Raw genomic sequence first — 19,831 nt, forward strand, 5'->3', positions numbered from 1 at the left:
CTACTCCCTGGTATCCGGATGGGGCTCCTGCACTGCCGGGAAAATCGCCAGCAGCTGACGTGCCTTTCTGAAGTCTAATTTTTCCAGGCAGGCCTGGAGGGCCTGCAGTTCCCCGGTGAAGCTGCCGCGCGGCACCTGCCTGCAGAACTGCTCGAACTGCCGCTTGGCGTCCAGACTGTTCCTCGCCAGCAGGCGTTCGAGCTTCGCCTTCTCGGCGGCGAAACGGTCGGGCAGGAAGGGTCCTTGGGGTGCGGACCGCACCGGCCGCGCCGGGTGCGCCGCCGCGGCTGCGGCCGGTGCCGGGTTAGCCTGATGCGCGACCGTCCGGGCCAGGGCCCGGATCATGCCGTCGACCAACAGTGAAGGGCGCACCGGAGCCGCGTAGACCGCGCTCAAGCCCCACTCATCACCCAATTGGCGCACCGCCTCCAACTGCTCCGAAGGCACCGTCGCCAGGACCGGGACCCCCTTTTGGTACCGGGTCGAGATGTTGCGGGAAAGCTCTTCGAGCCCCTCTTCTCCGGCTGTTGCGCCATCGATGACCACCATGTCGAACGGAACGTGGCCGTGAGGCGACGGCTCCTTGAGCGCCTCGCAGGCCGCTGCGAAAGTGGGGACCGCGCGAAGCTCTATGGGGAGCCCCTGCAACATCTCCGCGATCCCCTCGACGGCCGCCGGATTCCCGTCCAGCACCAGCAGCCTCAGGTTGCGCAGCTCCTCTTCCCGCGGCCCGGCGGCCGGCTTGCCGGCTGCCGCAATGGCGAACCCGACCGTGAAGATGAAACTGCTCCCCGTGCCGGGAATGCTGTGCACCTCAAGCTCACCTCCCATCAGTTCGACCAGCTGCCGGCTGATGGAGAGCCCGAGTCCGGTACCGCCGTACTGGCGCGTGGTGGAGCTGTCGGCCTGGGTGAAGGGGGTGAAGATCTTTTCCATCTGCTCGGGCGTTATGCCGATGCCGGTGTCCTGGACGCAGAAGTTCACCCTTACCACGCCCTCTTCCTGCCCGACCGGCTTCACCGTAACCACCACCTCTCCGCGGCTGGTGAACTTGAGCGCGTTGCCGATGAGGTTGTTCAGCACCTGGGTGAGACGCAGCGGGTCACCCAGGAGTTTCCTCGGGAGTTCCGGGGCGAGCCGCAGCTTGAAGTCCACCCCCTTCTCCTGCGCCTTCAGGTGGTGCATATCCGAGATGTTGCCCAGCACCTCCTGCAGGCTCAACTCGGTCTTCTCCAGCTCCAGCTTTCCCGCCTCTATCTTGGAGAAGTCGAGGATGTCGTTGATGATGTTGAGGAGGGTCCGGCTGGCGGAGCAGATCTTCTCCAGGTATTCGCGCTGCTTGGGCATGAGTTCGGTCTTCAGGGCCAGGCGGCTCAACCCCATCACCGCGTTCATGGGAGTCCTGATCTCGTGTCCCATGTTGGCCAGGAACTCGCTCTTCGCGCGGCTCGCCGCCTGCACCAGGTCGCGTTCGCGGCGCAGGTCCAGGGCCTCGCGCTTCGCGGTCACGTCTTCTATCACCCCGATCAGGTACTTGGGCTCCCCGTTGGGGCCGCAGACGAGGGACTTGGTGAGGTTCACCCACACCAGGGAACCGTCCTTTCTTATCTGGCGGATCTCGATGCTGTAGTTGTCGATCTCCCGGTTGACCAGCCGGGAGAGCTGCCCCTGCTCGGCGGCGCGGTCGTCCGGGTGGATGGTCTGCTCCAGGGTCCACCCGAGCAGCTCCTCCTGGCTGTAACCGAGTATGTCGCAAAAGCGCAGGTTGATCCGGATCAGTATGTCGCTCAAGGCGATGTGGCAGATCCCGACGGCGGCCTGCTCGAAGGTGTTGCGGAAGCGCTCCTCGCTCTCCCTCAGCCGTTCCTCGGCCTTCTTCCTGAAGGTGATGTCGGTGAGAACGCCGAGCAGGGCGTATACCCGGGCCTGTTCGTCCTTGAGCGGGATGAGGGCCTTGCTGACCCACTTGCCGTCCCTTTCGCGCTGTTCGTCCCGCTCGACGGCACTCCCCGCCGCCATCACCCTCATGTCCTCCTCCTGGCGCTTGCGGGCCAGGGGTGCCTCGAACAGATCGTAATCGGTCTTGCCGAAGACATCCGCAGGCTCGACCCCCAACGCGCGGGCAAAGCTCGAGTTGCAGGAGAGGTAGACCAGGTTGCAGTCCTTGAGGAATATGCGCTGAGGCAGGTTCTCGATCAGCCCGCGGTAGCGTTTCTCGAAGAACAGGGCGCGCTCCGCCTCCTTGCGCTCGGTGATGTCATGCACCACGCAGACCACCCGAAGCGGCGTCCCGGAGTAGTTGCGAAAAACCTCCCCGACCTCCGAGAGGTAACGCTCGCTCCCGTCGGGATGTACCAGGGAATATTCCACGGTGTAGGAATCATCGCCGGAGAGCGCTCTTTCGGCTGCGGCCGCCACCGTCTCCCGTGCCGGTTCCGGGAGCAGTGCAAGCAAGCCCGCGAAGCTGCGCGGCGCCTGCTCCAAGGGGATGGCGAGGATGCGGCAAAGTTCCTCCGAGCAATCAAGCCGGCCGCTGGCGACGTCCCAGTCCCAACTCCCGATATGGGCGATGCGCTGGGAGATGCGCAACTGCTCCTCGCTGCGCCGAAGCTCATCTTCGGACTGCCGGCGCCACTTGAGGCGCAGGGCATGAAGCCCTCCCACGAAGACCATGGCCAGGGCTCCCGCCGGCCCCGCCTGCGGCCGACAAACCGCTGCGAACACGACCAGCAGCAGGCACGCGCAGATGCCCAGCACCAGCGTGCTTCTGCTATGGGTCGCGGCTGATCTGGCGGAGGAAAACATGGAACTCCTTTGGCTGCCTGGGGGGACCTGATCACGCTGCCGCCACGTTTTTACATGGGAGATGCAGCGGTCACCCCGCCCTTTGCGGGGGCATAGCGAGATTATCGGCTCCCTGCCGAAAAACATTAATGAAATTGACGAAAAACTGCCGGAAACTATGCACAGCCCCTCTCCCCCCGGGAGGGGGCCCAACGGGCGGGTGAGGGCTCTGCCAGCTGCAGTTATTTTGGCCTTGGCAACGCCCTCACCCTGGCCCTCTCCCGGAGGGAGAGGGGATTTGGACAGATGTGGCAGAAGATCATGCCTGGTCAGGACGTTTTTGGAACGCTCTGTGCTTTTTACCTGTCAAACTGTCCGTCCGGGCAGTTCCAATCGTCGTAAAGGGGGTGAAATTCATGGGAAAAGCGGTCCTGTACATTCGCGACGAGGAGCTCCTTCAGAGCCTAAAAAACAGGCTGAGGGAGCGTGGTTTTGCTGAAATATTAGCGTACGGGAGTTCGGGCGAGCTGTTGAGCGAGTCTCTGGCCAACCATCCGGAGGTGGCTGTGATCGAATTCCGCGGCGGCGACCAGGAGATCGTCGGTACGGTCAAAAAACTCTGGAACAAGCTGAGCCTCCCGATCGTCGTGATCGCGGAAAGCCGCGACCTGGAGGATGTGCAGACCTGGGGAGAGTCGGAGGTCTCCACCGTCCTGGCCAAACCGGTCCGGGAGGAGGAGCTGGTCGCGGCCCTGGTCCTTTCCATCTCCGCGGCGCGGCGGGTGGAACGGCTCAAGGAGGAAGTCTGCTCGCTCAAGGAGAGTATCGAAAGCAGGAAGGTGATCGAGAAGGCAAAGGGGCGGCTCATGGAGCGCGACAAGCTCTCCGAGGCCGAGGCTTTCCGCAGGATGCAGCGGCTCGCCATGGACCGCAGGATCTCGATGCGGCAGCTGGCCGACGCGATCCTGCTCACCGAGAGCATCGCCGGTTGAGACTCGTCCCCCCCGCCCCGGGAGGGAAAAGAAACGGTTGACACCGGTGTCTTCGTTACCTATATTTCACGTTGGTAAAGGGGAGTAGCCAACGGTTGGCACCGCAACCGACCCGTGTTCGTCAAGACGGCCGACGAGGCCCGGACATGGGGCATGACAATCCTGTCAGAGCAGGCAAGACCTTTATCCAGTGCACGTGCGCCTGGGTAAAGGTCTTTTTATTTGACCACGCGACCGGGCAAGGAGGTACGTCATGAACCGATTCAAAACAGCGGTCCTGCTCACCACGCTCACGCTGATCATGGTGGCTCTTGGAGGCGCCATCGGCGGCCGGGGCGGCATGTACTTCGCCTTCTTCATGGCCTGCGCCATGAACCTCTTCTCCTACTGGTTCTCCGACAAAATCGTGCTGCGCATGTACGGGGCCCAGGAGATCACCGAGGCGGAGAACCCCGCCTTCTACGGCATGATCAGAAGGCTCGCCGTCCAAGGGGGGCTGCCGATGCCCAGGGTCTACATCATCCCGTCGGAGAGCCCCAACGCCTTCGCCACCGGCAGAAACCCCGATCACGCGGCAGTCGCAGCGACGGAAGGGATCCTGCGCATACTCACCCCGGAGGAGATGGAGGGGGTGATGGCGCACGAGTTAAGCCATGTCGCCAACCGGGACATCCTCATTTCCACCATCGCCGCCACCATCGCCGGCGCAATCTCGATGCTGGCGAACATGGTGCAGTGGGCCGCCATCTTCGGCAGCCGCAGCGACGACGAGGAAGGGGGGGGCTGGGGCGGCCTGGCGCTCGCCATCATCGCGCCCATCGCAGCCATGCTGATCCAGCTCGCCGTCTCCAGGAGCCGCGAGTACCTGGCCGACGAAAGCGGCGCGAGGCTGTGCGGCAAGCCGCTCTCCCTGGCCAACGCGCTAAGGAAGCTGGACCAGGCGTCCCGGGCCCTCCCCATGTATGAGGCGAGGCCGGCGACGGCGCACATGTTCATCGTGAACCCGCTCAGCGCGGGGATGCTGATGAAGCTTTTTTCCACGCACCCCCCGATGGAGGAGCGTATCGCCCGGCTTGAGCAGATGGGGCATTGACTGGAGGTAGTTTTGACCAATAGAGAGATGATGTGGATCGCCTTCGCGGGGATCATCGCCGTGATGTTCATCCTGGACCTCTTCGTGTTCAACAGGAAGAGCCACGAGATACGGTTCCGTGAGGCGCTGGCCTGGACCTTGGTGTGGGTCGGGCTGGCCATGGCGTTCAACGTCGGTGTCTGGTATTTCCTTGGTTCCGCCAAGGCGCTGGAATTCTTCACCGGTTACATCATCGAGGAGTCGCTTTCCGTCGACAACCTGTTCGTCTTCATCATGATCTTCTCGTACTTCAAGGTGGCCCGGGCGCACCAGCCCAAGATACTGAAGTGGGGGATCATCGGGGCGCTGGTGCTGCGCGGCATCTTCATCGTGGTGGGGATAGAGCTGATCGAGCGTTTCCACTGGATGGTGTACGTCTTCGGGGCGGTGCTGATCTACACGGGGTACAAGATGGCCTTCGGAGGGGACGAGGAGATACAGCCGGAGCATAACCCGCTGGTGCGGCTGGCCCGCCGCTTCATCCCCATCACCAAGAGGGCGCGCGGCGACCACTTCTTCATCAAGAGGCGCGGTATCTGGGCCGCGACCCCCCTTTTCCTGACCCTCATCGTGGTCGAATCGAGCGACCTCATCTTCGCGGTCGATTCCATTCCCGCAGTGCTCGCCGTCACCCACGACCCGTTCATCGTGTACAGCTCCAACGTCTTCGCCATCATGGGGCTGCGGTCGCTGTACTACCTGCTGGCCCACGTCATGGAGATGTTCGTCCACCTGAAGCTGGGCGTGTCGGTGATCCTCGTGTTCGTCGGCGGCAAGATGCTCCTGTCGAACCTGGTGGAGATACCGCTGCAGCTTTCCCTGGGCGTGATCCTGGGCGCGCTGACCATCTCCATCCTCACCTCGATCTTCGTGGCCGGGAAGCACAGGTGAGGCAGGCGACATCAGGACCTCATGCGGCATGATCTCCGGCCGGATACGCCCTCACCTCCCGGGGGAGTGGGCGGAGTGAAGGAATGGCCAGGGCTGCGTGACAGCCACTGGCAGAGTCCTACCCCCCCGTCGGGCACCCTCTCCGGGAGGGAGAGGGAAACTGGCGGAAGGTTCCATCCGTGTCTTGATCTCTCTTAAGCCTTGTCTCGCTCGTCCTCTCTCTTCACGATCCGCACCTGCGTGATGCCGGTGCGGGTCACTTCCTCGCAGGTAAGCTGGTACTCGCCCAACTCAACCGTCTCCCCCTGCTCCGGAAAGCGCCCGATCCGGTTCAGGATGAGCCCCGCCAGCGTGTCATAGGGAAGATCCTCCCCCAGGTCCAACTCCAGCAGGTCCTCGAGGTCCGAGATGGAAATCAGGGCGTCGACCAGGAAACTCCCGTCCGCCAGCACCTGCACCCGGCTCGGTTCCCCGACGTCATGCTCGTCCTCTATCTCGCCCACCAGCTCCTCGAGCAGGTCCTCCGTGGTCACGATGCCGCTGATGCTGCCGTACTCGTCCACGACGAACGCCATGTGCACCCTGGTCTTCTGCATCTCCTTCAAAAGCTCGCTCACCTTTTTCCCCTCGGGTACGAAAACCGGCGGGCGCACGATGGAACGGATGTCGAAGTCGGGCTCACGCACCATGCGCCCCAACAGGTCTTTGCCGTGGATGAATCCGACGGTCTCCTCGATGCTCCCCAGGTAGACCGGGTAGCGGGAGTACATGTTGTCCAGCACCCCGTTCAGGATCTCCTCGTTGGAGAGGTTGAGGTCGAAGGCGACCACGCGGGTGCGCGGCACCATCACCTCGCGCACCGCCGTGTGGGTGAAGTCGAAGAGGTTGTCGATGAAGGTATGCTCGGTTTCGCTGAAGATGCCGCTCTCATGCCCCTCGGCCACGATGTGCTGCACCTCCTCGCGGGTCATGAAGGCCTTCCCCTCACCCTTCAATCCGAACAGGGCCAGGGTGAACTTTGTGGAGAAGCTGAGAAACGACACCAGCACCCCCGCCACCCGGGCCAGGAAGGTGATGGCCTTCACCACCCGCAGTGCGACCGGTTCGGCGTACTGTAAACCCGCCGTCTTCGGAACCAGCTCGCCGAGGATCAGTTGCAGGTAGGAGATGGCGCTGACCACGATGCCGATGGCGAGCGGTTCGGCGGCGTTGCGGATCATGGCGATGGAGGAGACCTGCAGCACGGGGCGGATGTAGTCCACGGCGATGACACCGCCCACCGCCGAGGCGGTCGAGCCGACTACCGTGACCCCGATCTGCACGATGGCCAAGAGGCGGTGCGGGTCGTTTTGCAGCGACTCCACCAGCGCGGCCCGTTGGTCGCCCATGGCCACCAGTTGGGCGACCCTGCTTTTGCGAATGGAAATGATGGCGAATTCGGCGCAGGAAAAAAATCCGTTCAGCAGAATGAGGACGGCGATGACCAGCAGTTCGACAAAGACGGTGTCCAATTACCCTCCGGTTAGTACATGGCCGCCCGCAGTCGCTCCACGGGCGCCAAAGTTCAACAGTTGCTCATTTTCAACGCTAACCGGCATCTTGTCAACCTTTTGTGTCGACTAAACCTGCACAATCACGTGCGGTCCGGCTGCAAAACGGGAGCAACAAAAAAGCGGCCACCGCTGAGGTGGCCGCCGACAGGGGGAAAGCTTCGGAGAAGGGAGCTACTTGCCGATTTTGAACGAGAGCAGGAAACGCTCCTCGCCGCAAACAAAGGGCATCACCAGGGATTCCGCGCTGGAGATGCTCTCCAGGGCGTAGTCGTTGCCGTAGATGACGGTGGGAATGGAGAGGTTGATGTCGGCACCCTTGGGGGAGAAGATGTGCTTCACGTCCCCTCCCACCATGTTGGCGATCTCGCCCATGGCATCGTTGACATCATCGTCGACCTCGGTGACGTCCATCCCCAGCATGTTGGAGGTGACCAGGAGCGCCAGTTTCTTGGGGCAATGGATGGCGAGGATGCCGGAGTGGCTCCCGGCCAGACCGACCATGCTGGTCACCGTTTCGTGGAAGTTCAAGACCGGCTCCTCCAGGGGGGGCTCGTCGACCACGTCCAGCATCACCATGGTGGAAAAGACCCCCTTGGTGATGTCGGCAATGGTTTTTCTCACCTCTTCCTCGGTGGTGTTGGCCTCGCTGAGCACCGCTGCATCAAGCCCCATGTTCCGTCCTCCTCGCGCGCATCGATTAGGTAGCGTGGTCCAGCCCCTGACAAGAAAAGCAGGTCGATAAAGATGCGTATAAATGCATTCGGCACGAAGGTGCCGCTCCTTTAGCGATTTTCAACAAACCTGGTAGGCGCCCCGGGCGAGATCGAGGCAGAACCCGGCAATTGCGGAGAATTGCCGTTGCATGACCTCCCGCACCTCTGCCTCCACCTCGGCGACGCTGCGCCCGGGGTCCATGACGAGCTGGGCGTAGGCCATCTGTGGCCGGTCCACCGGGTCGCCGATGCGGCTCAGGAGCATGACGTACGCCCCCTGCACGCCCGCCACCGATTTGCAGATCTCCCGCGCCATCCGGTGCGACAGCACGTTGTAGATCTTTCCGACATGGCTTACGGGGTTCTTTCCGGCGGCGGCCTCGGTACCGATGGCGCGGGCGATGGGGATGAGGCCGTTGACCCGGTTGCCCCGCCCGACCTGGCCGGAATCGGCGTCCTCGGCGGAGGTGCCAAGGAGCGAGAGGTACACCCCGGACAGGCCGCACCCCGCCTCGTCCAGCGTGTTGTAGTGCACCCGGGCGCGCTCGAAGCCGCGGCAGCCCCTTTCCAGGAAGTGCCGCATCTCGGTCTCGATGGCGTGCTTTCTCTCGAAGTACTCCCGCTCGGAGCGGATCCGTTCCGCGAGAAGGGGCATGGCCACGGTGAGGTCCAGCTGAGCGCCGTTTCTCAGCCCCATGACCTTCACGTCCTCGCCGGTCTCCGGGAAGAGGGTCTTGAAGCGTTCGCTGTTCAGCTCCCGTTCCAGGGTGAGCACCGCCCGCTCGGTCGGGCTCAGGGGGTAATAGCCGACGGCGGCGGAGGTATCGTTGGCCCCCCTGACCGCACCGGGACGGGAGAAGATACCGGTAAGTTCCTGCGATCCGGGTGCGAGCTTGAGGCGGTAGCTCACGTGGCGCTCCGGGTCCACGTGGCGCAGGTTGCCGGAGATCCACTTTTTGGCCGCGCCGACCACGATGTCGTGCACCGGGATCTCCTTACCCGCGAGGTTGAAGGTGGCCCGGTCGCCTATGGTGAGCTCCATCGGCTCGAGCACCTCGCCGCCGCCGAAGCGCCTCTCGACGCGGCCGGCGGCAAGGAGTCCCTTGTCGATGTTGTGATGGAGGATGGTGCCGAACTCGGAGAGGTAGGCCTGGGAGAGAGCGACGGAGATGGAGTCCATGATGCAGTCGCAGATCTGGTCCGGGTGGCCGGTCCCCTTGCGCTCCACCATCTCGACCCGCTGTTTCGTTACCTGGTTGCCGTTAAACTCTTCCACTACCAGCATCGTCTTCCCCTTTCCCCGCGACGGGCCCGCAGGACGCGGCCGCGCGGCACCGGAAAATAGTAGCCGAAAAAGGTGGAGGCGCAATTGGAGCGGGCAGTAGTCCGTTACCGCATCAGCACTCCCTCTCCCCTTGGGAGAGGGGTAGGGGTGAGGGCGCAGCAATTGGCACCGCTCTCACTACGTGGCAGCTCCCTCACCCGCCCTGCGGGCACCCTCTCCCGGAGGGTGAGGGGGGTAGTTGGAAAGGGTTCTATTGTGAGCGGGATGGGAACGGATGTTGGCGTAACGGGGTTAGAAGTGGCGGCGCACCATGAAGCCGCCGCGGGAGATTTTGTTCTGCAGCCACAGGCCGAGCCAGAGCTTGATAAAGCGCCTGGTGGCCGGAACCAGGAAGAAGATGCCGAGGAAATCGGTGAAGAAGCCGGGGGTGGTGAGGAGGACGCCCCCCACGAAGATGAGGGCGCCGTCCAGAAGCTGCGCGGCGGGGAGCCTCCCCTGGGAGAGTTCGCCGCGGATCTGGGTAAGCACCCTCCCCCCCTGATGGCGGATCAGCCAGGCGCCCGAAAGGCTCATCAGCAGCAGGATGGATACCGTGGCCACCCCGCCGATCACCTGCCCGACCTTGATGATCAGGTAGATCTCGATGACCGGCACGATCAGTAAGATGAGGAACAGTCTGAAGAACATGGCGCCCCGCTACTTCTTCATGTCGATGCCGTAGCTCTTGATCTTGCGGTGCAGGTTGCTCCGCTCCAGTTCGATCGCCTCCGCGGTCTTCGAGACGTTCCAGTCGTTCTCCTCGAGCTTCTGCATGATGAACTCGCGCTCGAACTCCTCGCGCGCCTCCCTGAGGCTCGAGAGCTCCAGCACGCTGTCCAGCTTCCCGCCGCCACCCTCCCGGCCGCCGGCCGAGACGAAGTCCTCCGGGAGGTGGTTCATGGTGATGGTGCCGCCGGGGGTCATGATCACCAGCCGCTCCACGATGTTCTTCAACTCGCGCACGTTGCCGGGCCAGTCGTAGCGCTTGAGCGAATCCATCGCCTCGGGGACGATGCGTTTGTGCTCGCGCCCCTCCTGGTCGCAGAAGGCGTCCAGGAAGTAGCCGGCCAGAAGCGGGATGTCCTCGCGGCGCTCGCGAAGCGGCGGCACCTTGAAGGGGACCACGTTGAGGCGGTAGTAGAGGTCCTCGCGGAAGGTGCCGTTCTTGATCTCCTCCTCGAGGAGCTTGTTGGTGGCGGCGACGATGCGGACGTCCACCTCGAGCGTCCTCGTCCCCCCCACCCGCTCGAACTTCTTCTCCTGCAGGATGCGCAGCACCTTGGCCTGGGTCTTGAGCGACATGTCCCCGATCTCGTCGAGGAACAGGGTGCCGCCGTCGGCCAGGTCGAACTTCCCCTTCTTCTGGGCCACGGCGCCGGTGAAGGCGCCCCGCTCGTGGCCGAAGAGCTCGCTCTCGATCAGCTCCTCGGGGATCGCGGCGCAGTTGATCTCGATGAAGGGCTTGTCCCGGCGCTGGCTGTGGTAGTGGACCGAGCGGGCCACCAGCTCCTTGCCGGTGCCGTTCTCGCCGGTGATGAGGACCGAGGCGTTGGTGGGGGCGACCAGCCGGATCTGCTCGGCCAGCTGCTGCATGGCGGCCGAGTTGCCGATCATCTCGTGCCCCTGCTGCACCTGCCCCCGCAGGGCCGCGTTCTCCTCCTTCAGCCGGTTCATGGAGAGCGCGTTCTCGACGGTGACCACCACCTTCTCCAGGGAGAGCGGTTTCTCGATGAAGTCGTAGGCCCCAAGCTTGGTCGATTTCACCGCGGTCTCGATGGTGCCGTGGCCGCTCATCATGATGACGTTCAAGGCCGGGTGTTGCTCCTTCAGGCGCTTGAGCGTCTCGATGCCGTCCATCCTGGGCATCCAGATGTCCAGGAGCACGAGCCCGGGGAGCTCCTTTTGGACCAGCGCGAGCGCCTCGGCGCCGTCGGCGGCGCAGACGGTGCGGTACCCCTCGTCCTCGAGGATGCCGGCCAGGGAGGAGCGGATACCCTCCTCGTCATCGACTATCAGAATGGTCTCGGTCATGGTGGTCCCTTCTATCCGGGCAGCCCCGCCTCTTTGGCCAGCTCGCGCCAGGCCGGAATGCTCCTCTCGATCATCCCCTGGTCGACGCAGTAGGCGATGCGGAAGAAGCCGGGGGCGCCGAAACCGGCGCCCGGCACCAGGAGGATGCGGTGCTTCTGCGCCATCTTCACGAACTCCACGTCGTCGGCAAGCGGCGATTTCGGGAAGAGGTAGAAGGCGCCGTCAGGCTTCACCATGGAAAAGCCCATGGCGGTGAGGGAATCGTAGAGCAGGTCGCGCTTGACGCGGTAGGCCTCGATATCGACCGAGACGTGCTGCAGCCCGGCCACCAGGCGCTGCATCAGGGCCGGCGCGTTCACGAAACCGAGCACGCGGTTGGAGAACACCGCCCCCTCCATGAACTGGTCCACGTTCTTCATCCTGGGGCTCGCCGCCAGGTAGCCGATGCGCTCGCCGGGAAGCGCCAGGTCCTTGGAATGGGAGGTCACGATCACCGAGTTCTGGACGTAGCGGAAGATGTTGGGGACGCTCTTGCCGTCGTAGGCGATGCGGGCGTACGGCTCGTCGGAGATGACCAGGATCTGCCTCCCCAGGTCCTCTTCCTTCGCGGCGATCATGTCACCCAGGGCCTTGAGGCTTTCGGCCGGGTAGATGACGCCGGTCGGGTTGTTGGGGGAGCAGATGATGATGGCGCGGGTCTTCGCGGTGACGGCCGCCGCGATGGCCGGAATGTCGAGCTGGAAGGTCTCGCGGTCGGTCCAGACCTCGACGGGGACGCCGCCGTGGTTGTCGATGTAAAAACGGTACTCCACGAAGAACGGGGTCAGGAGGATCACCTCGTCGCCCGCATTGAGAATGGTCTTCAGCACCACGTTGAGGGCCCCGCCGGCGCCGCAGGTCATCACCACCTGGCTTCCCTGCACCGGGAGATCGGAGGCGGCGGAGAGCATGCGCGCCACGGCGTTCCTGGTCTCCTGGTAGCCGGCGTTGTTCATGTAGCGGTGCATCCCCGGGACCGGTTGCTTGGCGAGCTTCAGGAACTCGTCCTGGAACGCGGCAGGAGGCTCGACGTCGGGGTTCCCCAGGGTGAAGTCGTAGACCTTGTCGGCGCCGAACTCCTTCCTGAGCTTCTCCCCCTCCTCGAACATCTTCCTGATCCACGACGATTTCGCAATAAATCCGGCGATCTTATCTGCGACGGGCATGCATCCCCTCCTTGGTTTTGGTGACCAGTTTTATTAGCACATTACCGGAAGCGGGGCAAGGCGTATTCCCCCCCCGGATCAGGCTACCGGAGCGCCATTCTAATATTTCCCTGCAAGAGCCGAGACAATCTGCTATAGTACGCGCCTTACCTTGCTATACGACTCACGAAGGAGGGAACCATGAAGAAGAATTGGCGCATCGAAACCCAGGCGATCCAGGAGGGCTTCACCCCCAAGGACGGAGACCCGCGCATCCTGCCCATCTATCAAAGCACGACCTTCAAGTTTTCCAGCGCGGAGCACGTGGCCAAGCTGTTCGACCTCGAGGTCGGGGGGCATTTCTACACCCGGCTTTCCAACCCGACGGCGGAAGGATTCGAAATGAAGATCGCCGCCATGGAGGGGGGAATCGCGGCCATGGCGACCTCCAGCGGCCAGGCGGCCTCCACCCTCGCCGTCATGAACATCTGCCGAGCGGGACAGCACGTGGTCGCCGCCAGCACCCTGTACGGCGGCACCTACTCGCTGTTCGCCAACACCTTCCCTAAAATGGGGATCGAAGTGACGTTCGTGGACCCCGAGGCGGACGATGCGACCATCGTCGCGGCCTTCCGTCCCGAGACCCGCTGCCTCTTCGGCGAGACCATCGGCAACCCCGGGCTCAACATCCTCGATTTCGACAAGTTCTCCCGCATCGCGAAGAAGATGCAGGTGCCCCTCATCATAGACAACACCTTCCCGACCCCGTACCTGTGCCGCCCGCTCGAGCACGGCGCCGACATCGTGATCCACTCGGCGACGAAGTACATCGACGGGCACGCGACCAGCGTGGGGGGCGTCATCGTCGACAGCGGCAACTTCGACTGGGGCAACGGGAAGTACCCGGAGATGACCGAGCCTGATGAAAGCTACCACGGGCTGCAGTACCTGAAGACCTTCGGGAAGCTCGCCTACATCGTCAAGGCGCGCGTGCAGCTCATGCGCGACATCGGCCCCTGCCCGGCGCCCATGAACGCCTTCCTGTTCAACCTGGGGCTGGAGACGCTGCCGCTTCGGATGCAGCGCCACTCGGAGAACGCCCTCGCCATGGCGAAGTTCCTCGAGAAGCACGAGGCGGTCTCCTGGGTGAGCTACCCGGGGCTTGAGAGCCACAAGAGCTACGCGCGGGCGCAGAAGTACCTCCCCAAGGGGGCGAGCGGCGTGCTCACCTTCGGCATCAAGGGGGGCGCCGAGGCGGGCAAGAAGTTCATGGAGAGCTGCCAGCTGGTAGCGCTCGTCGTGCACGTGGGCGACGCCAGGAGCTGCGTGCTGCACCCGGCCAGCACCACGCACCGCCAGCTTTCCGAGGAGCAGCAGATCGCTTCCGGCGTGTCGCCGGACCTGATCCGGCTCTCGGTGGGGATCGAACATATCGACGACCTGATCGAGGACGTGAACCAGGCGCTTTTGGCCAGCCAGAAGTAGGGGGAAGGTGAAAGGCCCTCACCCGGCCTGCGGCCACCCTCTCCCGGAGGGCGAGGGTATTGGCTGCCCTTCTCCCACCGGGAGAAGGTGCCCCGAAGGGGCGGATGAGGGCGCCGGCACAAGCGGTCAGTAGCAAAAAGAAGGGGCGAGTGGATTTTTCCACTCGCCCCTTTCCTATTCCCGCCTCAGCGATTCTTGCCGCTGCGGTTTTCTACCTGCTTTACTTGCCGCAACACTTCTTGTACTTCATGCCGCTGCCGCAGCTGCAGGGATCGTTGCGCCCGATCTTCGGAGAGGTCCTCATGATCGGCTGCTGGGTCACCGGCTTGCCGTCGGTGAACAGCCACTTCTCCTTCTCCTTCTTGAACAGGGCGCGCTCGTGGTGCACACGGTCCTGCCCCTGCTCCTTCCAGCGGGCGATGAACTCCACCTCACCGGTGGTGTCATCCTTGCCGCCATCCTTGGTGGAGACGATCTCCAGTCCCTGCCAGTCGGACTTCTCGGCCCACTCGCGGGTCCCCTCGGCGTCGTACCCCTCGCGGTGCTTGGGGTGGGTACTCTCCAGTATGAACTCGGTCTCGACGTTGGCGTACGCGGCGTAACGCGCGCGCATCAGCGCCTCGGCCGTCTCAGCGCGGCGCTCCCCTTTGATGACGGGGCGGCAGCATTCGGCGTAAGCCACGCCGCTGCCACAGGCACACAGCTCCATCAGTTACTCCTCCTCTTGCTCAATGTATGTTGCTTGGATCAGACTTCGTAATCCGCGGCGACCACCGAAGCGCATACGCTCCTCATGTAGGCGGCCACTTCGTTGGCGTGGTACGGGTGCACCTGGTAGGCCTGCAGGTCCTCCAGGGAGTCGAACTTGGTGTACAGCGCGATGTCCGCGGAGCGCTCGGAACGGATCAGGTCAACCCCGACCTCGAGATGGCGCAGCAACTCGACCTTGCCGTCCATGCTCAGAAGACGCTGGCGCGCGGCCTCGACGTTCTCTGCGGTGGCCTCTTTGAGCTTGAAAAGCACTATATGCACGATCATGTGTAGCCCCCAGAATCAGTAATGTCGTTCTCCGGATACCTGTAATACATCGTGGCCCGCCCCCCTGTCAACGGTGGCAGTCCCGTTGAGAGAAAAAAGTTGTTGCGCGGCCGGAACAATGCTGTTATAAGGACCAACAGGATCAAAAAGGTCTCTTTTAAATTTTAATGCAATGGAGGATTAAATGACTGGCGCTTTGAGATTCATGAGTATAATTGTACTGGCGTTCCTAATGATGACCGCTCCCGCCATGGCCGCGGGCAAGGTCCTCTTCGACAACGGGCACGGCGAGCGCTTTCAGGTGAAGGAGCAGGGGCCGCTGCAACTCTCCGGGCTGGCGGGGCTTTTCCAGGAGGCGGGGCTCGAGGTGGACACCGTGGACCAGCCGCTCTCGGACGCCACCCTGGCCGGGGCACGCGCCCTGATCATCAGCGGCGCCTTCGCCCCGCTGCACCCCAACGAAATCGAGGCCGTGGCGCGGTTCATCGCCAACGGCGGCCACGTGGCGGTGATGCTCCACATAGCCCCCCCGGTGGCGCCACTTCTGAACCGGCTGCAGGTCAGCCACACCATGGGAGTGGTCCAGGAGCGCGAGAACGTGATCGACGGCGACCTGCTCAGGTTCCGGGTCACCAGGCTGAAGGAGCACCCGCTGTTCCGGGATCTCAAGGATTTCAGCGTCAACGGCGCGTGGGGACTGATCAACCAGACCGACAGCGCCGCGGTCATCGCGGCCACCGGCTTCCAGGCGTGGATCGACGTGGACCAGGACCAGAAGCAGGCCAAGGAGGAAACCGCCTCCTTCGGCATCGTCGTGGCCGGCACCATCGGGAAAGGGTCCTTCCTCGTCTTCGGCGACGACGCCATTTTCCAGAACAAGTTCCTGGAAGGAAACAACAGGATTCTCGCGGCGAACCTCGCCGCCTGGCTCAAATAGCCACCCCAAACCAACCAAAGAACAGCGGTACATACCAACCAACAAAAAAAGGAGGGATTAGATGGCTCAGGCTCTGGAAATCTACAAGTGCGAGATGTGCGGCAATATAGTCGAGGTGTTCCACGCAGGCGGTGGCCAACTGGTCTGCTGCGGCGAGGAGATGAAACTGCAGAAGGAAAACACGGTGGACGCGTCCAAGGAGAAGCACGTACCGGTCGTCGAGCGCGGCGAGGGGACCATCACCGTCAAGGTGGGGAGCATCCCGCACCCGATGGAGAGCGCCCACTACATCGAGTGGATCGAAGTGATCGCCGACGGCAAGGTCTACCGCGCGCAGCTCCAGCCGGGCCAGGCACCGGAAGCGACCTTCCCGGTCAGCGCAGCCGACGTCAAGGTCCGCGAGTACTGCAACCTGCACGGCCAGTGGTCCGCCTAGGACGCCGGCACGAGGCACGGATGTGAGAAGGGGGGACGGCTTGCGCCGTCCCCCCTTTTTTCGTTGCATCCGGGAAAAGTCGAATCCCCCCCCAGCGTTATCCCCCCTGCCCCAGCGTTGTCCCCCTCCCCTCGCGGGAGGGGGTTAGGGGTGGGGGAAGGTGCCACATGTGCGCTGCTGGCAGTCCCCCCCTGCCCCATCCCGTCGCGCGGGAGAGGGAGAGCCGGAAACGGTTCAGGCGAGGAGGTGGGTGGCCAGGTTGATGTTTTTCAGGAGCGGATCCACCGGGGCGATGATGGTCGCGTAGCGCCCTCCCCCCTCTTCGGCGAGGCTCACCAGCCGTGGCGTTTCCAGCGTCTCGCCCCGCGCGCCGATCAGGATCTTCACCGACGGCTCCGCGCACTCCATCGGATGCGGCTTCAGCACCACCCCGATCTCGTTGGTGTCCAGGCGCACCAGGCTCCCCACCGGATATTCCCCCATCATCGCCTCGAACTTCTCCACCAGGTCGGCGTTCAGCGAAGAGCCCCCCAGGCGGTGCATGATCTCCATCGCCTCCTTGGGAAGGGTCGGCCTCTGGTAGGTGCGCAGCGTGGTGATGGCGTCGTAGCAGTCGGCCACGGAGACGATCTCGGTGTAAAGGCCGAACTGCATCTCCCGCGCCCACTCCGGGTAGCCGGTGCGGTCATGGCGGATGTGGTGCCCGAGCACCGCTTCCGCCACCGCCGGAGGGATGTTCTTCATCTTCTTGACGATCTCCGACCCCTCCTCGGCGTGGCGCTTCATCTCCTTGAACTCGGTGTCCGAGAGCTTGCCGGGGCTGTTCAGGATGGTCTTGGCGATCCTGGTCTTGCCGATGTCGTGCAAAAGACCGGCGGTGTTGATCTCGTGCAGCGCCTCCTTCTCCAGACCCAGAAACGCGGCCAAGGTGAGCGCCAGGATGCCGACGTTGACCGAATGGCTGAAGGTGTAGTTGTCGTAGTCCTTGATCATGGCCAGGCCAAGGAGGGTGGTCGGCTCCTCCATGGTGACGGACACCATGTTCTCGACCACGCCGTTGATCCAATCGCCGCTGGGGATCCTGCCGTTGTCGATCTCGCGCATGGTGTCGCGCACGGCCTTGAGCGCGTCACGGTAGATGGCGGCCGGGAGAATGGCTTCCTTGTGCCCCTCCCCCTCGCCGGCGACCAGCTCGTCGATGCCCAGGCGGACGTTGCTGATTCCCTTTCGTTCCAGCTCGGCGGCGAACGTCTCCGGACCGACCTGCCGGTTCGCCAGCAGGGCAGCGAAACCGAAGAGGTCGTCGGGTGTGACGCCGGCGTAGATGGTGACGGCGTCCACCCCTTTTTGCAGCAGGCGATCTACCAGCTCCACCACGGCGGCGTTGGGGGTGACCAACAGGCACCCTTCGATGAAGAAGGTACCTTCCACCACGCCAAGGTGCAGTTCGTGCCGCTCCCCCATCATCTCGCCCATCAGCCCGACCAGTTCCTGCAGGGGCTGCCGCACCGCCGGGTGGGCCAGGGGATAGAGCAGCACCGACTTTATGGAAGCGGTGAAGAGCATCGCCGCGCGCTGCACATCCTGCTTGGTGATCTCACTCATGCCCCGGTTCCCTCTGCGCCATCGACTGTAACGCTGCCGCGGCGGGGTCGGCCAGCTCGCCCCTCCCCGAGGCGTACCCCTGCAGGAAGGCCCGCGCCTGGTCCCCTCCCAGGGCGGCGATCGCCTCGATGGCGGCGAGCTTGTGCTCGCGGCGGCGGGTCGTACCGACCAGGCAGCGCCTGCGGACCAGCTTGACCAGCGCCCCCAGGGCACGCCGGTCCCCGATGCGTCCTATGGCCCGCAGCGCCTCCAGCTGCAGCACGTGCAGCTTTCCCCTCAGGTCGCGCTTCCCGGCCAGCCGGAGCAGGGGTTCGAGCGCGCCCTGGTTCCTGCAGTTCCCCAGCCAGGCGATCGCCTGCAGCGCGGTCGCCTCATCCCCCTCCTGCACCAGGGAGAGCAGGACGTTGGTGGCCTCCATCCCCCCGATCCGCGCCAGCGCCCGGATGCTCTCCGTGCGCACCCGCCCGTCCGGGTGATAGACGGTCACCACCAGCCCCTTGACCGCATCCCGGGTGCCAACCTCGGCCAGGATGGCCACCGCCATCTGCACCACCTGAGCCCTGCCGTCCTTGAGCAGGGTGAGCAGCTTGGGCTGCGCCTGTGCCCCGATGCGGACCAGGGCGGTGCCGAACGCCTTGCGGGCGGACCTGCTGCCGGTCACCGTCAGGCGCCGGATCACGGCGTCCACCACCTCGGCACCGGCCAGCCGGAGCATGCGGCAGATCCCCTCCTTGTCGGGGAAGTCGACATCCTCCAGGTGGTCCAAAAGGTGCTCGGCCATATCCCCCAGGCTCAGTTGCTGCAGTACCGTGTGCGCGGTTTCGCGGCAGGCCGCGCTCCTGGCCGGGTCCGCCTGCTCTTCCACCAGGCGCGTCAGCACCACGTAGAGCCGGTCGTAGTTCCCCTCGAGCTTGAGCGGCAGGGCCTTTTTCAGCAGCAGCCGCGCCAGCTGCCGGTAACGTTCGTCATCGGTCTCGGCGGCCAGGGCAGCCAAGATCTGGTCGAGCCCCGGCTCGGCCGCCTGCCCGGCCACGCTTCCCTGCGCCTGGGCGGGCTCGGGCGGGGCCTCCTCCGGCACCTCGGCGCCGTCCCCGGTCTCATCATCGGCCTGCCCCGCCGATTTCTTGGTGTACACCGCCGTCACATCGATCTGGTTCACCATCACGGCGGAGACGCCGTTTCGGGCCAGCATCCCTGCCACGCCGCCTTCCTCCGCGATCTTCTGCGGCGACACGGCCAGCGCGGAAAGAAGGGCGGAGAGATCGGCCAGGGACAACTCGGGGAGAAAGGTGAGGCGTTGCAGTTCGCGCGTGAAGAGTTCCTGGGCCAGTGCCTTGGTCATCGGGTTGCTTTCGATGGCCTCCTTCTGACCGGCGATGGCGAAGCCGCCGCGCTGAACGATGAGGGTGACGCTGCCGTGGCGGACCATGGCTGAGACAGCCTGATAAGCGGAATTGAGTATCTGCGAACGCAGGGGATGATTGTCGGGATAGAAGGAAAAGGCCTTCAATGCCTTCGAGGTTTCGGCGAGTGCTTTCTGGCAGGCGGCGCCGAGATCTTCACCTTCTTGAAATAGATTTTGTTGGTTTTCCGGCATTTTCCATTCCCGTTGATAGGACGCCAGATTCTAGCCGATATAATGATAATTATCAAACAATTTCACAGCGGCCGAGATGACCGCCCGGCTATAGTATCTCACCGTCGCTTTTACCATGCTCCAAGGTCC

Annotated in this window: 17 protein-coding genes; 6 read left to right on the forward strand and 11 right to left on the reverse strand. The window is 63.7% G+C overall.

The window, feature by feature from the left end; genetic code table 11:
* Positions 1 to 2,805: a PAS domain-containing hybrid sensor histidine kinase/response regulator gene (locus tag KP001_RS11255; RefSeq protein ID WP_217285740.1), complete on the reverse strand. Its 2,805-nt coding sequence runs from the start codon at positions 2,803 to 2,805 to the stop codon at positions 1 to 3.
* Positions 2,806 to 3,200: 395 nt separating this feature from the next.
* On the opposite strand from KP001_RS11255, the gene KP001_RS11260 reads away from it, so the two are divergent.
* The 3 genes from KP001_RS11260 (at position 3,201) to KP001_RS11270 (ending at position 5,799) form a co-directional block, all read left to right on the forward strand.
* On the forward strand, positions 3,201 to 3,776 hold the full coding sequence (locus KP001_RS11260) for an ANTAR domain-containing response regulator (protein ID WP_217285741.1): 576 nt from the start codon (positions 3,201 to 3,203) through the stop codon (positions 3,774 to 3,776).
* A gap of 253 nt (positions 3,777 to 4,029) precedes the next feature.
* Positions 4,030 to 4,869, forward strand: coding sequence for a zinc metalloprotease HtpX (htpX, locus tag KP001_RS11265; protein WP_217285742.1), 840 nt, complete (start codon positions 4,030 to 4,032; stop codon positions 4,867 to 4,869).
* A gap of 12 nt (positions 4,870 to 4,881) precedes the next feature.
* A complete protein-coding gene (locus KP001_RS11270; RefSeq protein WP_217285743.1) occupies positions 4,882 to 5,799 on the forward strand; it encodes a TerC family protein in 918 nt (305 codons plus the stop codon).
* Between the two features lie 194 nt (positions 5,800 to 5,993).
* Here KP001_RS11270 and KP001_RS11275 read toward each other — a convergent pair whose 3' ends face one another.
* The 6 genes from KP001_RS11275 to KP001_RS11300 form a co-directional block, all read right to left on the reverse strand.
* A complete protein-coding gene (locus KP001_RS11275; RefSeq protein ID WP_217285744.1) occupies positions 5,994 to 7,310 on the reverse strand; it encodes a hemolysin family protein in 1,317 nt (438 codons plus the stop codon).
* A gap of 213 nt (positions 7,311 to 7,523) precedes the next feature.
* Positions 7,524 to 8,024 carry a chemotaxis protein CheX gene (locus KP001_RS11280; RefSeq protein ID WP_217285745.1) on the reverse strand — a complete coding sequence of 167 codons (501 nt, stop codon included), beginning with the start codon at positions 8,022 to 8,024 and terminating at the stop codon, positions 7,524 to 7,526.
* A 120-nt stretch (positions 8,025 to 8,144) separates the two neighbouring features.
* Positions 8,145 to 9,350 carry a methionine adenosyltransferase gene (locus tag KP001_RS11285; RefSeq protein WP_217285746.1) on the reverse strand — a complete coding sequence of 402 codons (1,206 nt, stop codon included), beginning with the start codon at positions 9,348 to 9,350 and terminating at the stop codon, positions 8,145 to 8,147.
* A gap of 291 nt (positions 9,351 to 9,641) precedes the next feature.
* A complete protein-coding gene (locus tag KP001_RS11290) occupies positions 9,642 to 10,037 on the reverse strand; it encodes an FxsA family protein (protein ID WP_217285747.1) in 396 nt (131 codons plus the stop codon).
* Between the two features lie 9 nt (positions 10,038 to 10,046).
* Positions 10,047 to 11,420, reverse strand: coding sequence for a sigma-54-dependent transcriptional regulator (locus KP001_RS11295; RefSeq protein WP_217285748.1), 1,374 nt, complete (start codon positions 11,418 to 11,420; stop codon positions 10,047 to 10,049).
* An 11-nt stretch (positions 11,421 to 11,431) separates the two neighbouring features.
* Positions 11,432 to 12,625: a pyridoxal phosphate-dependent aminotransferase gene (locus tag KP001_RS11300; RefSeq protein ID WP_217285749.1), complete on the reverse strand. Its 1,194-nt coding sequence runs from the start codon at positions 12,623 to 12,625 to the stop codon at positions 11,432 to 11,434.
* 180 nt (positions 12,626 to 12,805) lie between these two features.
* On the opposite strand from KP001_RS11300, the gene KP001_RS11305 reads away from it, so the two are divergent.
* Positions 12,806 to 14,089, forward strand: coding sequence for an O-acetylhomoserine aminocarboxypropyltransferase/cysteine synthase family protein (locus tag KP001_RS11305; protein ID WP_217285750.1), 1,284 nt, complete (start codon positions 12,806 to 12,808; stop codon positions 14,087 to 14,089).
* Between the two features lie 220 nt (positions 14,090 to 14,309).
* On the opposite strand, the gene KP001_RS11310 is transcribed toward KP001_RS11305, so the two are convergent.
* The gene (locus KP001_RS11310) at positions 14,310 to 14,801 is read right to left on the reverse strand and encodes a YchJ family protein (protein WP_217289596.1); all 492 of its coding nucleotides are present in this window, start codon (positions 14,799 to 14,801) and stop codon (positions 14,310 to 14,312) included.
* Between the two features lie 35 nt (positions 14,802 to 14,836).
* On the reverse strand, positions 14,837 to 15,127 hold the full coding sequence (locus KP001_RS11315; protein ID WP_217285751.1) for a Dabb family protein: 291 nt from the start codon (positions 15,125 to 15,127) through the stop codon (positions 14,837 to 14,839).
* Positions 15,128 to 15,332: 205 nt separating this feature from the next.
* Between KP001_RS11315 and KP001_RS11320 the strand changes: the two genes are divergently transcribed.
* Both KP001_RS11320 and KP001_RS11325 read left to right on the forward strand, forming a co-directional pair.
* Positions 15,333 to 16,064 (forward strand): DUF4350 domain-containing protein, encoded by a 732-nt coding sequence (locus tag KP001_RS11320; RefSeq protein ID WP_224960310.1) that lies wholly within the window; start codon positions 15,333 to 15,335, stop codon positions 16,062 to 16,064.
* A gap of 61 nt (positions 16,065 to 16,125) precedes the next feature.
* The gene (locus KP001_RS11325) at positions 16,126 to 16,500 is read left to right on the forward strand and encodes a desulfoferrodoxin (protein ID WP_217285753.1); all 375 of its coding nucleotides are present in this window, start codon (positions 16,126 to 16,128) and stop codon (positions 16,498 to 16,500) included.
* A gap of 234 nt (positions 16,501 to 16,734) precedes the next feature.
* On the opposite strand, the gene KP001_RS11330 is transcribed toward KP001_RS11325, so the two are convergent.
* A complete protein-coding gene (locus KP001_RS11330; RefSeq protein ID WP_217285754.1) occupies positions 16,735 to 18,105 on the reverse strand; it encodes an HD-GYP domain-containing protein in 1,371 nt (456 codons plus the stop codon).
* Positions 18,098 to 19,702, reverse strand: coding sequence for a HEAT repeat domain-containing protein (locus KP001_RS11335; RefSeq protein ID WP_217285755.1), 1,605 nt, complete (start codon positions 19,700 to 19,702; stop codon positions 18,098 to 18,100). Before KP001_RS11335 ends, KP001_RS11330 begins: the two co-directional genes overlap by 8 nt.
* Between the last annotated feature and the right edge of the window lie 129 nt (positions 19,703 to 19,831).

The organism is Geomonas subterranea (assembly GCF_019063845.1).
Classification (GTDB): Bacteria; Desulfobacterota; Desulfuromonadia; order Geobacterales; family Geobacteraceae; genus Geomonas; species Geomonas subterranea.

Excerpts from the sequence above, each read along its gene's own strand:
- KP001_RS11255 (WP_217285740.1), bottom strand. The coding sequence starts at position 2,805 with ATGTTTTCCTCCGCCAGATCAGCCGCGACCCATAGCAGAAGCACGCTG.
- KP001_RS11260 (WP_217285741.1), top strand. The coding sequence starts at position 3,201 with ATGGGAAAAGCGGTCCTGTACATTCGCGACGAGGAGCTCCTTCAGAGC.
- htpX (WP_217285742.1), top strand. The coding sequence starts at position 4,030 with ATGAACCGATTCAAAACAGCGGTCCTGCTCACCACGCTCACGCTGATC.
- KP001_RS11280 (WP_217285745.1), bottom strand. The coding sequence starts at position 8,024 with ATGGGGCTTGATGCAGCGGTGCTCAGCGAGGCCAACACCACCGAGGAA.
- KP001_RS11285 (WP_217285746.1), bottom strand. The coding sequence starts at position 9,350 with ATGCTGGTAGTGGAAGAGTTTAACGGCAACCAGGTAACGAAACAGCGG.
- KP001_RS11290 (WP_217285747.1), bottom strand. The coding sequence starts at position 10,037 with ATGTTCTTCAGACTGTTCCTCATCTTACTGATCGTGCCGGTCATCGAG.
- KP001_RS11295 (WP_217285748.1), bottom strand. The coding sequence starts at position 11,420 with ATGACCGAGACCATTCTGATAGTCGATGACGAGGAGGGTATCCGCTCC.
- KP001_RS11300 (WP_217285749.1), bottom strand. The coding sequence starts at position 12,625 with ATGCCCGTCGCAGATAAGATCGCCGGATTTATTGCGAAATCGTCGTGG.
- KP001_RS11305 (WP_217285750.1), top strand. The coding sequence starts at position 12,806 with ATGAAGAAGAATTGGCGCATCGAAACCCAGGCGATCCAGGAGGGCTTC.
- KP001_RS11315 (WP_217285751.1), bottom strand. The coding sequence starts at position 15,127 with ATGATCGTGCATATAGTGCTTTTCAAGCTCAAAGAGGCCACCGCAGAG.
- KP001_RS11320 (WP_224960310.1), top strand. The coding sequence starts at position 15,333 with ATGAGTATAATTGTACTGGCGTTCCTAATGATGACCGCTCCCGCCATG.
- KP001_RS11325 (WP_217285753.1), top strand. The coding sequence starts at position 16,126 with ATGGCTCAGGCTCTGGAAATCTACAAGTGCGAGATGTGCGGCAATATA.
- KP001_RS11330 (WP_217285754.1), bottom strand. The coding sequence starts at position 18,105 with ATGAGTGAGATCACCAAGCAGGATGTGCAGCGCGCGGCGATGCTCTTC.
- KP001_RS11335 (WP_217285755.1), bottom strand. The coding sequence starts at position 19,702 with ATGCCGGAAAACCAACAAAATCTATTTCAAGAAGGTGAAGATCTCGGC.